10 protein-coding genes, 2 tRNA genes and 3 rRNA genes are annotated in these 14,500 nt (G+C 48.5%); 12 read left to right on the top strand and 3 right to left on the bottom strand.

Features of this window, described 5'->3' with window-relative positions:
- Positions 1-16: 16 nt before the first annotated feature.
- The 5 genes from rpsI to gerD all read left to right on the top strand — a co-directional run bounded on the left by rpsI (position 17) and on the right by gerD (position 3,849).
- Entirely contained in the window at positions 17-409 is a 393-nt protein-coding gene (rpsI, locus tag ABNN70_RS03065; RefSeq protein WP_129930047.1) for a 30S ribosomal protein S9, read from the top strand.
- Between the two features lie 426 nt (positions 410-835).
- A complete protein-coding gene (locus ABNN70_RS03060; RefSeq protein WP_129930048.1) occupies positions 836-1,270 on the top strand; it encodes a DUF2521 family protein in 435 nt (144 codons plus the stop codon).
- Positions 1,271-1,340: 70 nt separating this feature from the next.
- Complete coding sequence (gene cwlD / locus ABNN70_RS03055; RefSeq protein ID WP_353948739.1) at positions 1,341-2,051, top strand: N-acetylmuramoyl-L-alanine amidase CwlD; 711 nt, start codon at positions 1,341-1,343, stop codon at positions 2,049-2,051.
- A gap of 85 nt (positions 2,052-2,136) precedes the next feature.
- Positions 2,137-3,192 (top strand): Mrp/NBP35 family ATP-binding protein, encoded by a 1,056-nt coding sequence (locus ABNN70_RS03050; RefSeq protein WP_353948738.1) that lies wholly within the window; start codon positions 2,137-2,139, stop codon positions 3,190-3,192.
- A 102-nt stretch (positions 3,193-3,294) separates the two neighbouring features.
- A complete protein-coding gene (gene gerD / locus ABNN70_RS03045) occupies positions 3,295-3,849 on the top strand; it encodes a spore germination lipoprotein GerD (protein WP_353948737.1) in 555 nt (184 codons plus the stop codon).
- Positions 3,850-3,854: 5 nt separating this feature from the next.
- On the opposite strand, the gene ABNN70_RS03040 is transcribed toward gerD, so the two are convergent.
- Positions 3,855-4,607 carry a polysaccharide deacetylase family protein gene (locus ABNN70_RS03040; protein ID WP_353948736.1) on the bottom strand — a complete coding sequence of 251 codons (753 nt, stop codon included), beginning with the start codon at positions 4,605-4,607 and terminating at the stop codon, positions 3,855-3,857.
- A 416-nt stretch (positions 4,608-5,023) separates the two neighbouring features.
- On the opposite strand from ABNN70_RS03040, the gene ABNN70_RS03035 reads away from it, so the two are divergent.
- The 6 genes from ABNN70_RS03035 (at position 5,024) to ABNN70_RS03010 (ending at position 10,577) form a co-directional block, all read left to right on the top strand.
- Positions 5,024-6,574: ribosomal RNA gene (locus ABNN70_RS03035) — 16S ribosomal RNA — on the top strand.
- Between the two features lie 181 nt (positions 6,575-6,755).
- Positions 6,756-9,687, top strand: a 23S ribosomal RNA gene (locus ABNN70_RS03030).
- Between the two features lie 85 nt (positions 9,688-9,772).
- Positions 9,773-9,889 (top strand): 5S ribosomal RNA (rrf, locus tag ABNN70_RS03025).
- The 16S, 23S and 5S rRNA genes sit together here with 2 tRNA genes alongside, the layout of an rRNA operon.
- A 128-nt stretch (positions 9,890-10,017) precedes the next feature.
- Positions 10,018-10,092: transfer RNA gene (locus ABNN70_RS03020), tRNA-Asn, on the top strand.
- Between the two features lie 2 nt (positions 10,093-10,094).
- Positions 10,095-10,168 (top strand) — tRNA-Thr (locus tag ABNN70_RS03015).
- Between the two features lie 331 nt (positions 10,169-10,499).
- Entirely contained in the window at positions 10,500-10,577 is a 78-nt protein-coding gene (locus ABNN70_RS03010) for a putative holin-like toxin (RefSeq protein WP_353949368.1), read from the top strand.
- 697 nt (positions 10,578-11,274) lie between these two features.
- Here the strand turns inward: ABNN70_RS03010 and ABNN70_RS03005 are convergent.
- Both ABNN70_RS03005 and ABNN70_RS03000 read right to left on the bottom strand, forming a co-directional pair.
- Complete coding sequence (locus ABNN70_RS03005) at positions 11,275-11,577, bottom strand: cytochrome C biogenesis protein (protein ID WP_353949367.1); 303 nt, start codon at positions 11,575-11,577, stop codon at positions 11,275-11,277.
- A complete protein-coding gene (locus tag ABNN70_RS03000) occupies positions 11,552-13,165 on the bottom strand; it encodes an IS1634 family transposase (RefSeq protein WP_353948735.1) in 1,614 nt (537 codons plus the stop codon). The genes ABNN70_RS03005 and ABNN70_RS03000 overlap by 26 nt, the downstream gene beginning before the upstream one ends.
- Positions 13,166-13,714: 549 nt before the next feature.
- Here ABNN70_RS03000 and ABNN70_RS02995 point away from each other — a divergent pair.
- Positions 13,715-14,488: a DUF2935 domain-containing protein gene (locus tag ABNN70_RS02995; protein ID WP_129930879.1), complete on the top strand. Its 774-nt coding sequence runs from the start codon at positions 13,715-13,717 to the stop codon at positions 14,486-14,488.
- Positions 14,489-14,500 lie beyond the last annotated feature (12 nt).

Raw genomic sequence — 14,500 nt, 5'->3', positions numbered from 1 at the left:
GGAGGGGGAAATAAGAATGGCACAATTACAATATACCGGTACCGGCCGTCGTAAGAATTCAGTTGCCCGCGTCAGGCTCGTTCCGGGTGACGGAAAAGTCGTCGTTAATGGCCGTAATGCGGATGACTACTTCAACCTTGAAACACTGCGCACGATTCTGAAACAGCCTCTTGTTTCAACAGAAACAGAAGGAAGATATGACGTGCTGGTTAACGTGAAAGGCGGAGGATTTACCGGTCAGGCTGGTGCGATCCGTCATGGTGTTGCCCGTGCGCTTCTGAAGGCAGATCCGGAATATCGCCCGGTATTGAAGAAGGCAGGCTTCCTGACCCGTGACCCAAGAATGAAAGAACGTAAAAAATATGGACTCAAGGGCGCCCGTCGCGCACCGCAGTTCTCAAAACGCTGATCTGTTTTTTATATATGTTTTGCAACTCCCGGTTTTTTAGCCGGGAGTTTTTGCTTTTACAGATAAACTAAGGCTCCGGCCAGGTTTATGACCTGCCGGTCGACACGGTTTTCTTCATGTGAAATTTAACAAAATCCGCGATCATATAGTCGAAAAGTGTAATGTCATAAGTGAGTAGTGGAGTACTCTCTTTAGTTTCATTTTTCTATAAGTCCGTTTACCGGGCTTATTTTTTTTTACCTTTAAAGAAAATACAAATTTTTTGCGAAAAGGATCGGAAAAATGAAGTCTCTGTCGGCACCTGCAGCTTGCCAGTCGGAAAATTTTTTTTAAAACCGGACTTTTGCCACATAAAGGGATGGCAAAAGCTGTTACGTTTTAAAATCGCGACTCCGTCGGATGATAAAGGGAAAGGAGGGAAAATTGATGGCTGTTGTTATGGATTTTCAGAAAAAGAAGCGGGATAAACAAATACATTCAGAGAGGCGGGCACTTCAGGATCTCTCCTTTGAGAAGATCCAGAGCGCGATTCATCATACTTTCGATCGGTATCTGAGTGCTCTGCCTACGGGCAGCAGTATGGCCATGGAGATGTGCGCAGAATACGCGCTTGAATCTTTTCTGCTGGGCTCATCGATGGGGCGCTTCGGTTTTTATGGTGAACGGGAAGAGGTGGTATTTGAACGGAGTCAACCGAAATTCGATATGCTGCATGAAGATTTCTTTGATTTCTGGCGTTTCTGGTCAACCGATCCGGAAGAACTGCGCGGGATTGATCAGGCATGCAGAACCTTTTTGCATGGATGGTGGCTGGACGGTTTTGATTTATCCGTGAAACGTCTGAGAATGAAATTACATTAAGTACGTCATAAAAGGCGATTTTGCCCATATACATGTCCAAGAGACAAAGCAGGACAAGGGGGCAGGGCAAATGAGACGGAAGTGGCTGGCGGGGATACTGGTTGTTGGTGCATTGTCCGTGGTTGTGGCCGTCGGCTGGCTGATCACCAGTATGCACACCTGGAAGGCATGGAATCTGCCACTTTCCGGACGTGTGCTTGTGGTTGATGCCGGCCATGGTGGTCCAGATGGCGGTGCAGTCGGCGGTGAAACCGAAGAGAAAGAAATCGCGCTTGCCATTGCCCGGGATATCCGCAACTATCTTCAGGAAGCAGGGGCTCTTGTCATCATGACCCGGGACAGCGACAGAGACCTGTCGGATGAAGATTATACCGGACGCCATAAAACGCAGGATCTGATGCGTCGTGCCAGACTGATCCAGACATCCAGTCCGGATGCGTTCATCAGTATCCATATGAATGCCATCCCTTCTGCCCGCTGGCGCGGTGCGCAGACCTTTTATCACCCGAAGTCGATAAAAAATCAGAAGTTCGCCCGGTTTATTCAGGACTCGCTGAAGAAGAATCTGGGCAATACGGACCGCTATGCCAGACCGATCGGCCACGTGTATCTGTTAAAAAAAGCCGCCCCTCCTGCAGCACTTGTTGAGGTCGGTTTTTTATCTAACCCGGATGAGCGTCATCTGCTGATTCAGAAAAATTATCAGAGGAAGGCGGCACATGCCATCAGCCAGGGGATTATGCGCTATTTCACGTCTGAAAAAACACCTGCTGATGAGTAAATACTCCGGCCTTTTTTCACGTCATGAACACAGATGTCTGGTATACTGGATATGAAAACGATGACACGGGAGGACTGGAATATCGATGATAGATCAGCAAAAGATCGAAGAAGTACTGAAGACCGTTCAGGATCCTTTTTTACATAAAAATCTGATGGAGACAGGTGCCTTGCGTGAGCTGAAGATTAAAGAGGACCTTGTCAGTATGAAGATTGCATTGAGTAAGGCAGATCGTGTCAAACAGATGCAGATTCAGGTTGAAATCTCATCGAAACTGAAAGAGGCGGGAGCCGGATCGGTCGGCATGCGTTTTACACAACTCAGTGAAGACGAGATCAGAGCACTCGGTGGATTTCCCAGGGAAGCACCGACACTGCTTTCCCCTGAAAATAAGACGGTTTTTATTGCTGTCGCAAGTGGTAAGGGTGGCGTCGGCAAGTCAACGGTTTCCGTTAATCTGGCCCTCGCGCTCGCACGAAAAGGGAAAAAAACCGGACTCCTGGATGCCGATATTTACGGATTCAGCGTGCCTGACATGATGGGTATCGAAAATCGACCGGCGGTGGCGCATAACCGGATTATTCCGGTCGACCGTTTTGGTGTCAAAGTGATTTCCATGGGTTTCTTTGTAGAAAACAATTCCCCTGTGATCTGGCGCGGGCCGATGCTCGGAAAAATGCTGAATAACTTTTTCCATGATGTTGACTGGGGCGATCTGGATTATCTGATTCTTGATCTTCCGCCGGGTACGGGTGATGTCGCCATGGATGTGCACAGCAGACTTCCGCATTCTAAAGAGATTATTGTGACAACACCGCATCCGACAGCCGCATTTGTCGCAGCCCGGGCGGGTCAAATGGCTGTAAAAACGAAGCACGAGATTCTGGGTGTCATTGAAAACATGTCTTATTTTGAAAGTCGAAAAACCGGGGAAAGAGAACATGTCTTTGGCCAGGGTGGCGGTGACAAACTCAGTGATCTTCTGCAGACTGATCTTCTGGGCAGATTACCCCTCCGTCAGCCTGATCCCCATCCGGAAATTTTTGCCCCGGGTGTTTATTTCAAGGATGACCCTGTTGCCGGGATTTATGACAAAATAGCTGAAAAAATTCTTCGGAAAGTGGAATCATCCAATGGCTGAATAGAAAAGGCGCTCCATTGAGTGTCTCTTTTTTTATACTCAGAGAATAAAGTAGCGGGATCCTCACATATTAACGGTGGATGTGTGAGGAGGGCCATGTTCATGATAAAGAAAGCAGTGATTGTCTTCTCAGCTATTATCCTTATCATCCTGTCCGGATGCGGAGAAGAGACGTCCACTTATAAAGACAGCAAACGGATGGTACTGGATATGCTGCGTACCGATGAAGGCAGAGACACGCTGAAAGAAATGTTGCAGGACAAAGAACTGAGATCTGCAGTCGTCATGAATGATACGACGGTAAAACAGACCATTATTGAGACGCTGACAACAGATGAAGGACACAAAGTCTGGCAGGAACTCCTGGAAGACCCCGACTTTTCCCGGAAGCTGGCAAAGACGATGGAAAAGGAGAATGAACAGCTGCTAAAAAAAATGATGAAGGATCCTGATTATCAGGGCATGATGATTGACATTCTGAAGGATCCCGAACTGCAGAAGGGCTATCTTGAACTGCAGAAAACCAAACCATTTCGTAAACAAATGGAGAAGATCCTTCAGGAGACGGTCGCGGGTCCCATGTTTCAGAAGGAGCTGTCAGATGCGATAACAAAAGTGTTACAGAAGCAGGCTGAAAAGGCGGAAAACGCCGAGTGATCGAATCAGTCAAGCAGCCGATGGCTGGACTTCCCGTCGGCCATCAGGGTTTGAACAGTGACAAAGGTATACCCTCTGTTTTCCAGTTCACGAATAATGAAGGGCAATGCCCGATAGGTCTGTTTTGCTGAATCGGAAGCATGAAGCCGGATAATATCCCCTTTTCCGGCATCTTTCAGAACGCTGTGGACAATCTCTTTATAGCCTGGATTCATCTCATCCTGGGGATTGACACTCCAGAGAACAAGCTGCAGGTTAAGACTTTTTGCTGCCTGTAAGACAGTCTCATTAATTTTTCCGTAGGGTGGGCGAATCATCACGGGTCTTGTGCCACCTGTTTTATAGAGTGTTGCACCGGAGAAAAGCATATCCCGCCTGACTTTTTCAATATCAAGCTGCGTGTAATCTTCATGTCTCATTCCGTGCGATTCAACCTCGTGGCCGTCTTTAAGGGCTTTTCTGATGATTTCAGGATGACGTTCCGCCCATTCACCGGAGAAGAAAAAAGTAGCTTTCACGTTCTCGTCTTTCAATGTTTTTAAAATCAGCCCGATCTGCCTGTCACCCCAGTTACTGTCAAACGTCAGTGCCAGATGTTTCTGTTTCGTTTCAACTTTGGCCAGGGCACCGGATTGTTTAACTGGCGTGAATACGCTCAATTCCTGTTTCTGGACAAACAGGATCAGAGCCGCAAAAAAGGCAGCGATAATAATGAAAAACAGGTTTTTCAGCTTCTTTCCGTTCACAACCCATAACATGAGCTATCCACCCCGTTCCTGATGTTTGTACCATTCTATGTCCAGGCCTGCCTGAATATGTGGACGTGCAGCGATGCTTACGGTGTGGAAAAATAAGGAATATTATAGAATGGGCATAAATGATTGACAAAAAAGAATCAGCTGGTATAATCATCATTGTTGTCTTTCAGAAATGTATGCGTCAATGCATGCGTCGACATTCTGATTTTAAAAAAAGGTGTTGACAACATGAAGATAACAAAGTATAATTATTTAGGTCGCCTGAGATAAGCGACGAAGAGAATGTTCCTTGAAAACTGAACAAAAGCCAAGCGTGATTTAAGGGGTTTATCCCCTGATCAATTCAATTTGCTATGGATCTGATGAACGAAAAAGACTGACCCGGATGCCGAAAGGGATCCGGAAGAAGCAACACTTTTTTGGAGAGTTTGATCCTGGCTCAGGACGAACGCTGGCGGCGTGCCTAATACATGCAAGTCGTGCGCACAGAGGGGAGCTTGCTCCCTGAGGTGAGCGGCGGATGGGTGAGTAACACGTGGGCAACCTGCCGGTCAGACTGGGATAACTGTGGGAAACCGCAGCTAATACCGGATGATCCTCCGCACCGCATGGTGCGGAGCTGAAAGATGGTTTCGGCCATCACTGACTGATGGGCCCGCGGTGCATTAGCTTGTTGGCGGGGCAACGGCCCACCAAGGCTGCGATGCATAGCCGACCTGAGAGGGTGATCGGCCACATTGGGACTGAGACACGGCCCAAACTCCTACGGGAGGCAGCAGTAGGGAATCTTCCACAATGGACGAAAGTCTGATGGAGCAACGCCGCGTGAGCGAAGAAGGTTTTCGGATCGTAAAGCTCTGTTGCCGGAGAAGAACGGATGCGGGAGGAAATGTCCGCGTCGTGACGGTATCCGGCCAGAAAGCCACGGCTAACTACGTGCCAGCAGCCGCGGTAATACGTAGGTGGCAAGCGTTGTCCGGAATTATTGGGCGTAAAGCGCGCGCAGGCGGCTTCTTAAGTCTGATGTGAAATTCTGCAGCTCAACTGCAGGCGGGCATTGGAAACTGGGGAGCTTGAGTACAGAAGAGGAGAGTAGAATTCCACGTGTAGCGGTGAAATGCGTAGAGATGTGGAGGAATACCAGTGGCGAAGGCGGCTCTCTGGTCTGTTACTGACGCTGAGGTGCGAAAGCGTGGGGAGCGAACAGGATTAGATACCCTGGTAGTCCACGCCGTAAACGATGAATGCCAGGTGTTAGGGGGGTCCAACCCCTTAGTGCTGAAGTTAACACATTAAGCATTCCGCCTGGGGAGTACGGCCGCAAGGCTGAAACTCAAAGGAATTGACGGGGGCCCGCACAAGCAGTGGAGCATGTGGTTTAATTCGAAGCAACGCGAAGAACCTTACCAGGTCTTGACATCCTTCGACCGCCCGAGAGATCGGGTTTTCCCCTTCGGGGGACGAAGTGACAGGTGGTGCATGGTTGTCGTCAGCTCGTGTCGTGAGATGTTGGGTTAAGTCCCGCAACGAGCGCAACCCTTGACCCTGGTTGCCAGCATTCAGTTGGGCACTCGAGGGTGACTGCCGGTGACAAACCGGAGGAAGGTGGGGATGACGTCAAATCATCATGCCCCTTATGATCTGGGCTACACACGTGCTACAATGGGCGGTACAAAGGGCAGCGAGGTCGCGAGGCTGAGCCAATCCCATAAAGCCGCCCCCAGTTCGGATTGCAGGCTGCAACCCGCCTGCATGAAGCCGGAATTGCTAGTAATCGCGGATCAGCATGCCGCGGTGAATCCGTTCCCGGGCCTTGTACACACCGCCCGTCACACCACGAGAGTTTGTAACACCCGAAGTCGGTGCGGGAACCTTTATGGGCCCAGCCGCCGAAGGTGGGACAAATGATTGGGGTGAAGTCGTAACAAGGTAGCCGTATCGGAAGGTGCGGCTGGATCACCTCCTTTCTAAGGAAACGATCGATAGCGAAACGTTTGCGCTTTTGTTTGGTTTTGAAGGAGTCATTCCTTCAATACCCGGCGTGCCGCAGGGCACGCGGGACGATCCTTGAAAACTGGATAACGAAAGATACAGAAAACACGTCAAGAATTCCATTTTGTCCAGGACATGATCAATGATTGTGTCGGTGGTTAAGTTTTAAAGGGCACACGGTGGATGCCTTGGCACTGGGAGCCGATGAAGGACGGAACGAACTCTGATAAGCTCCGGGGAGCTGTAAGTGGGCTTTGATCCGGAGATTTCCGAATGGGGAAACCCCCTGTCCTGACGGACAGGATGACGCACTGAATTCATAGGGGCGTCAAGGCAGACCCGGGGAACTGAAACATCTCAGTACCCGGAGGAAGAGAAAGCAAATGCGATTTCCCGAGTAGTGGCGAGCGAAAAGGAAACAGCCCAAACCAGGGGGCTTGCCCCCTGGGGTTGTAGGACACTCCGCATGGAGTCAGAAAAGCGCGTTTCAGGCGAATGGCCTGGAAGGGCCGGCCGAAGAAGGCAAACGCCCTGTAGCCGAAGAGGCGCGCTCTCCGGAGTGGATCCTGAGTACGGCGGGACACGAGAAACCCCGTCGGAAGCCGGGAGGACCGTCTCCCAAGGCTAAATACTCCCCAGTGACCGATAGTGAACCAGTACCGTGAGGGAAAGGTGAAAAGCACCCCGGAAGGGGAGTGAAAGAGATCCTGAAACCGTGTGCCTGCAAGTAGTTGGAGCCCCTTCGGGGGTGACAGCGTACCTTTTGTAGAATGGACCGGCGAGTGGCGATTCTGAGCAAGGTTAAGCCGGAGAGGCGGAGCCGCAGCGAAAGCGAGTCTGAAGAGGGCGAATGAGTTCAGGGTTGCCGACCCGAAACCGTGTGATCTACCCATGTCCAGGGTGAAGTCCAGGTAACACTGGATGGAGGCCCGAACCCACGCATGTTGAAAAATGCGGGGATGAGGTGTGGGTAGGGGTGAAATGCCAATCGAACACGGAGATAGCTGGTTCTCCCCGAAATAGCTTTAGGGCTAGCCTCGGAGAAAGAGGTCTGGAGGTAGAGCACTGATTGAATAAGGGGTCCCCACAGGATTACCGAGTTCAGTCAAACTCCGAATGCCAGACGCTCAGGCTCCGGGAGTCAGACGGCGAGTGATAAGATCCGTCGTCGAAAGGGAAACAGCCCGGACCGCCGGCTAAGGTCCCTAAGTTTGCGCTGAGTGGGAAAGGATGTGGCGTTGCCCAGACAACCAGGATGTTGGCTCAGAAGCAGCCACCATTTAAAGAGTGCGTAATAGCTCACTGGTCGAGTGGCGCCGCGCCGAAAATGTAACGGGGCTAAGCGCAGCACCGAAGCCGCGGATGACTCTTTCAGAGTCATGGTAGGGGAGCGTTCCAGAGGCCGGGAAGGTCTGCCGGAAGGCAGGCTGGAGCGTCTGGAAGTGAGAATGCCGGTATGAGTAACGAAAAGAGGAGTGAGAATCTCCTCCGTCGAAAGCCCGAGGGTTCCTGGGGAAGGTTCGTCCGCCCAGGGTCAGTCGGGGCCTAAGCCGAGGCCGAAAGGCGTAGGCGATGGACAACAGGTGGATATTCCTGTACCGCTGGAACACGTTTGAGTGAAGGGGGGGACGCAGGAAGGCGAGGTCAGCGCACGGATGGAAGCGTGCGTTCAAGCCGCGAGGCTGGCAGCGAGGCAAATCCCGCTGCCTGAGGCCGGACGGTGATGAGGAGGGAAATTTAAGTACCGAAGGGCCACAACCTACACTGCCTAGAAAAGCCTCTGGCGAGTGAACCAGCGCCCGTACCCAAACCGACACAGGTGGGCAAGAAGAGAATTCTGAGACGCTCGGGAGAACTCTCGTTAAGGAACTCGGCAAAATCACCCCGTAACTTCGGGAGAAGGGGTGCTCAAAGGGCCTTCGGGCCCTTTGAGCCGCAGTGAAAAGATCCAAGCGACTGTTTACCAAAAACACAGGTTTCTGCTAAACCGAAAGGTGATGTATAGGGGCTGACACCTGCCCGGTGCTGGAAGGTTAAGAGGAGAGGTCATCCCTTCGGGGAGAAGCTTTGAACCGAAGCCCCAGTAAACGGCGGCCGTAACTATAACGGTCCTAAGGTAGCGAAATTCCTTGTCGGGTAAGTTCCGACCCGCACGAAAGGTGTAACGATTTGGATACTGTCTCAACGAGAGACCCGGTGAAATTATAGTACCTGTGAAGATGCAGGTTACCCGCGACAGGACGGAAAGACCCCATGGAGCTTTACTGCAGCCTGATATTGGATGTGGGTATCGATTGTACAGGATAGGCAGGAGCCTTTGACGCCGGACCGCCAGGTTCGGCTGAGGCGCCGGTGGGATACTGCCCTTTCGATACCGACATTCTAACCCGGGACCGTGATCCGGTCCGGAGACAGTGTCAGGCAGGCAGTTTGACTGGGGCGGTCGCCTCCCAAAAGGTAACGGAGGCGCCCAAAGGTTCCCTCAGAATGGTTGGAAATCATTCGCAGAGTGTAAAGGCACAAGGGAGCTTGACTGCGAGACCCACAAGTCGAGCAGGGACGAAAGTCGGGCTTAGTGATCCGGTGGCACCGCATGGAAGGGCCATCGCTCAACGGATAAAAGCTACCCTGGGGATAACAGGCTTATCTCCCCCAAGAGTTCACATCGACGGGGAGGTTTGGCACCTCGATGTCGGCTCATCGCATCCTGGGGCTGAAGTAGGTCCCAAGGGTTGGGCTGTTCGCCCATTAAAGCGGTACGCGAGCTGGGTTCAGAACGTCGTGAGACAGTTCGGTCCCTATCCGTCGCGGGCGCAGGAAATTTGAGGAGAGCTGTCCTTAGTACGAGAGGACCGGGATGGACACACCGCTGGTGTACCAGTTGTTCCGCCAGGAGCAGACGCTGGGTAGCTATGTGTGGACGGGATAAGTGCTGAAAGCATCTAAGCATGAAGCCCCCTCCAAGATGAGATTTCCCACAGCTTTAAGCTGGTAAGGCCCCTCAGAGATGATGAGGTGGATAGGTCTGGAGTGGAAGCGCGGTGACGCGTGAAGCGGACAGATACTAATCGGCCGAGGGCTTAACCCAAAGTCAGCGGACAAAAGAAAAAAAAGACGTGCTGTATCTTTCGTTACCGGTTTTGAGGGGTCGCCCGACCCCGGGTGATTTTCAGTCTGGCGGTCATAGCGAAGAGGTCACACCCGTTCCCATCCCGAACACGGTCGTTAAGCTCTTCTGTGCCGATGGTAGTGGGGGGTTGCCCCCCTGTGAGAGTAGGTCACTGCCAGGCAAATGATAAATGACAGGAAACCATCAGAAATGATGGCGACCTGTTTATATTTATATGATTTTTATTAATGAGACCACTTCCATGGTAAGGAAAGGTTCATTATAATATACATAGTCCATATTTATTGTTCCACAGTAGCTCAGCGGTAGAGCAATCGGCTGTTAACCGATTGGTCGCAGGTTCGAACCCTGCCTGTGGAGCCAATGCTTCCATAGCTCAGTTCGGTAGAGCACTTCCATGGTAAGGAAGGGGTCGCTGGTTCAAGTCCAGTTGGAAGCTTAAACAAAAAACGTGATAACAGCGGGGTTTATCGGGTGCCCGGTATCCCGCTGTTTTTATGTGAAAATGGGTTTGGGGGCAGATTTGGCTGCAGATTTGAAAAATAATATGAAAAAAAGCATGAAAACAGCCGGTAAGGATGATTCCCTTGTCGGCTTCTTTTAATGGCTTTCTTTTTCTTTGAACGTGTCGAACATGCTGGCTACGTCTCGAATAAACGCAAAATTTGATTTAGCCCCCCAAATTGGGGGTGACATGCTATAATCAACACAGGCAATAGATGAAGCATATGAGCGGATGCGGTGATGCCCTCTGAAAGGGGGTGAAGCCGATGACAGTATTTCAAGCATTAACATTGATGATTAGTTTTGCAGTGCTGGTGCTGATGCTGTCAAATAAAAAGAAATGATCCGCTTCATATGCCATTCGCAGTGGCTTTGATTGAAGCGGATCATTTTCTGTATGAATCTCTTTGATTAAAAGCGCCGTTCCGCTCTGTGCGGATGTTGCCATTCCGTCAGTGTTCACGCACTGGCGGTTTTATTTTATGTTCCCTGTGCCTTTATTATACCCGGTAACGTGTAAAAGATGCAATGGGCGGGACTGCACCGCTCAAATTTGAGCCGAGTTGACTGTCCAAAATTGGAGAGCCAGCAGATCCGCCGAGTGAGGGCTTAAAGCGGGGCAGATTCGGAGGCAAAAATCAAACGTAAAAGCCTGTTTTTTATCAACCACAGCCAACTAAACAGATTAAAAGCCCTATTATATCGGGCTTTATCATACTGTAACATATTAACAAAAACAACCGGCGCAGTTATGGTAAGAAAGGGTCGCTGGTTCAAGTCCAGTTGGAAGCTTAAAAGCGCGGTGTATAAGGGTTTTTCCTCTAAAATCGCTTGCTATTAGTAAAGTAGTTAGGGATAGATCCGATCCAAAGGGTATTGCCAAGACCAGTTTCCATAGTGAGCGCTGAAACTGTGAGAGGTGTTTTTTTATATGCTCATTCATTTTGTTGCGAAAGATTTTCTCACCGATAAGGAATTTATTTATAGATACCTTGAAAGGTTCTGTTGCGCAGTGACGTTAGACTGTGAAATAATCTTTTCTCATAACGAAGGAATTATATTAATGATTGGCTCTTCGTATGGATGAACTTCTTTGATTATACTTTTAACAAAAGCCACTTCTTTAAGATGACATCTAAACTCCATTTTGCACTCGGTTCCCGAGGTTATTTGACCAATTACGCCGTCATATGGATTAGCCCCCTCTAATGGTCGCCAATATCCCTTTACTTTTGAATATGATATAACATTGTCATACTTCCCAACTGTAAGAACTCCAGCTTCATTCAATTTATTTCTAACCTGAATTCCCGTGAAATTATACCAAGGCAGGCGAATCCACATCAAGGTATTGATAAAGATTCGTCTGTTTCTTTGTCAACTCACCCAAATGGGTGTGACCACCGGGTTGACTGTACTGTTCGATTACGTCCAGTTCATCCAGAAGTTCCTGAATGGTGTACTGTTTGAACAGATGATGATCGCTCATGGCCTTTTTTATGTACGAAAGATAGAACAGGGCAATGAACTGGACGAAAAGTTTGCCTTCCAGATTTTCCTCAGAGGAAACAGAAGTCCGACGCAGGTTCAGTCGTTCCTTTAAATTACCGAAGGCTTTCTCGATCAGATCCTTTGTTCGATAAACTTCCAGTGCCTCAATGGGATCTTTGATTCCATTAGAAATCAGTGCGAAATAACCAAAGTCCCTTTCTGCTTTAGCTATGGCTTCGTTTTTTGGCGTCAGGGAGAGCCCCCTTACGGGCGTTTCCTTCCATTCGTAGTAACGTGAATATAGCTTTTCATGTTCAGGTTCTCTCCTGCCGGACTGCAGCTCTTCTTCCAGACGGTCCAACAGTTTATTGAACGCCATCTTATCGTCGGTTGCCTTTTGGTCATTATAGAAAAGATGAAGGTACAGCCTTTTCTTGCCAGTGATGATTTGCCCGGATCGCTTTTTGACCTCGGTATAGTCCCAGTCGGTCAGGAAAGATTGATAATAGAGATTGCAGTCGGAAGCATAATGAGCACGGGTAATCATGCTCTGACGGACAGCGTTTAACTTTTGACGAACGAATTTCAGTGACACTCGGACACCCATCAAGAATTTGACATGATCCTGATAAAAAGCATTAATATTCTTCTCACTGTAAAAGCCACGGTCCATGACCACTTTCACTTTCTTCTGTTTGAGAAAGTCCACATCAGCGAGCAGTGTCCGTATGGTTTTGACATCAGAAATATTCCCCGGCAGTTTACGATAAGCCACCGGCAGACCGGAGGTCTCTCCATAAAGGAGCGCCAGGTTAATCTGCGGCAGCGGATCATGATCCTTATTCTTACCGTAGCGGACTTGCTTCAGTGCTTTGGAATAGGATGAAACGGAGGTGGTGTCATAAGCCAGATACTCTTCATGGATACGCCGTTTGCTCTGGAGAATAAAGAAATGGTGTTTGGCATTTTCCGTGATTGAGCCAAACAGTTCACTGCTCCTCTGAGAGGGCATATTTTTACCATAGGGATGCACATGGGTTTTCGCCCAGCGGGGAAAACGACTCATCGGATTGCGATCTTCCAGCACCAGATAATAAGCCAGCGAAAGAATCTGCTGATAGGACTTTGGAAAGCATCGCGCCAGATCTTCTGTGATTCCAAGCTTGGCGCCGATGGCGTCAAACAGGTAAGTTGCCCCGTAGAAACGACGCTGATAAGTAACTGACGGAACCGGTCCCCGTTTCTTCTTTTTCTGGTTCAGAAGGTCTTTCAGACCTTCGGTATACTTTTTAGATGGAATCAGTTTCCCAGTTTTCGGATCCAGTTTACCAATACATTTCCGATGGTTTCGTGTCTGTTTTTTCTCCTTGTCCCAATATCCAACGGATTCATATACATAGGTCACACCATTCTTCTTGTTTTTCAAATGAACCAGCGACATCTTCATCCCTCCAAAACATGGTATAATTATACCATGTTTTGGTAAAAAAAGCAAGCGCAAAAAAGCCTGATTCCCTTGATTTATAAGGAATCAGGCTTGATTATTGGTATAAATCTCCGGGAATGTAGGTTTCTAAGTGGAACGATAAAGGTTTCAGGAATAAGCACTTCTACTTTGTAAAATTTAAAATCCATTCTTCAGTCACCTCTCCATCTGTTTCGCAGTTTTCGACAACTACGTAACAGTCTATTTCCGTTAATTATAGAGCAGTAGAGAATTTTTTATCATGAAATCTGTGGTTGACTAAACGTTTGATAGACATCTACAGTTAAATTAATTCCAGCCACTCAGTACTTCTTTTACTGACACATAAGATTGTTTTTCGCTTCACAACCATATCCTCTAATTTCATGTTTTGAACAGTGCGAGACATTTGTTATATTGTAGCCTTCAATTGAAGGTCTTTTTTTATTTTAACTGTAATATAATCATTTTTGCATATCCAAATTTCCTCAGAATAAATCGTTGGTAATGGAAAGAGGTGTACTTATGGGATATACGGATAACTACGAAAGGGATGCATATGGGATAGTAGCCTTCTGGTTGCGAAGTAATTTAGAGCATGGTCAATTTTTTGACAGGGAAATAAGTCATCATGAATTGGAATTAGCACGTGCAAATCAGAGTATGGTTCAGAGTTTGGGAGGGATATGGCAGAGGGCGGAAGAGAAACAGGGGGATTTGGGTATTTTAATTAATGAATCGCAACAAGCGATAAGTGAATTTCGTCATTTCCTTATGCTTGGCATGAATAAGGCTTTACACTGTGACTTGATTGTTTCAACGCCAGTAGCACTTATGGATCATATGATACGAGAAGCCGAGGAGTCCCAGAAAGTATTTGGGTTAATACAAAGTGGCGGTCAAGTGTTTGTAGCGGATTCGGTCATCCATGAAAGTACGTTTTGGTTGAGACAAATGGCTGATCATCTTGCTTTTGTTCAGCATTATTTAGATCCAACAAATTATGACCTGCAAGATAAGGTAAGGGGAATGACACAAAAGTTTGAGCGACTTTTTCTCCAGGCAAACGCACTCAGAACAATAGTACGAAAACCACGCACTGAGATGCTGCCAGTTTTAAATACTTTCAGGCAAATAGTCATTAATGAAGCAAGGGATTTAGAAGCATTTAAATTAGAATTAGATGCTCTGATCAAGCAGTGCGCGGCTATTACTACTGCACCGCGAAACATATTGGAACATGTTGCCAGAGAAGCCCACCACCTATGGAGAAATTTAGAGGAAGGAATTATCGCATAACTCCGCTTCGGA

It is taken from the genome of Sporolactobacillus sp. Y61 (genome assembly GCF_040529185.1).
GTDB lineage: Bacteria > Bacillota > Bacilli > Bacillales > Sporolactobacillaceae > Sporolactobacillus.
This window is presented reverse-complemented; position numbering and strand designations above follow the sequence as displayed.

What these genes read in the sequence shown, in the direction of transcription:
- ABNN70_RS02995 (WP_129930879.1), top strand. Translation starts at nt 13,715, where the DNA reads ATGGGATATACGGATAACTACGAAAGGGATGCATATGGGATAGTAGCC.
- ABNN70_RS03050 (WP_353948738.1), top strand. Translation starts at nt 2,137, where the DNA reads ATGATAGATCAGCAAAAGATCGAAGAAGTACTGAAGACCGTTCAGGAT.
- ABNN70_RS03005 (WP_353949367.1), bottom strand. Translation starts at nt 11,577, where the DNA reads ATGTGGATTCGCCTGCCTTGGTATAATTTCACGGGAATTCAGGTTAGA.
- gerD (WP_353948737.1), top strand. Translation starts at nt 3,295, where the DNA reads ATGATAAAGAAAGCAGTGATTGTCTTCTCAGCTATTATCCTTATCATC.
- cwlD (WP_353948739.1), top strand. Translation starts at nt 1,341, where the DNA reads ATGAGACGGAAGTGGCTGGCGGGGATACTGGTTGTTGGTGCATTGTCC.
- rpsI (WP_129930047.1), top strand. Translation starts at nt 17, where the DNA reads ATGGCACAATTACAATATACCGGTACCGGCCGTCGTAAGAATTCAGTT.
- ABNN70_RS03060 (WP_129930048.1), top strand. Translation starts at nt 836, where the DNA reads ATGGCTGTTGTTATGGATTTTCAGAAAAAGAAGCGGGATAAACAAATA.
- ABNN70_RS03010 (WP_353949368.1), top strand. Translation starts at nt 10,500, where the DNA reads ATGACAGTATTTCAAGCATTAACATTGATGATTAGTTTTGCAGTGCTG.
- ABNN70_RS03040 (WP_353948736.1), bottom strand. Translation starts at nt 4,607, where the DNA reads ATGTTATGGGTTGTGAACGGAAAGAAGCTGAAAAACCTGTTTTTCATT.
- ABNN70_RS03000 (WP_353948735.1), bottom strand. Translation starts at nt 13,165, where the DNA reads ATGTCGCTGGTTCATTTGAAAAACAAGAAGAATGGTGTGACCTATGTA.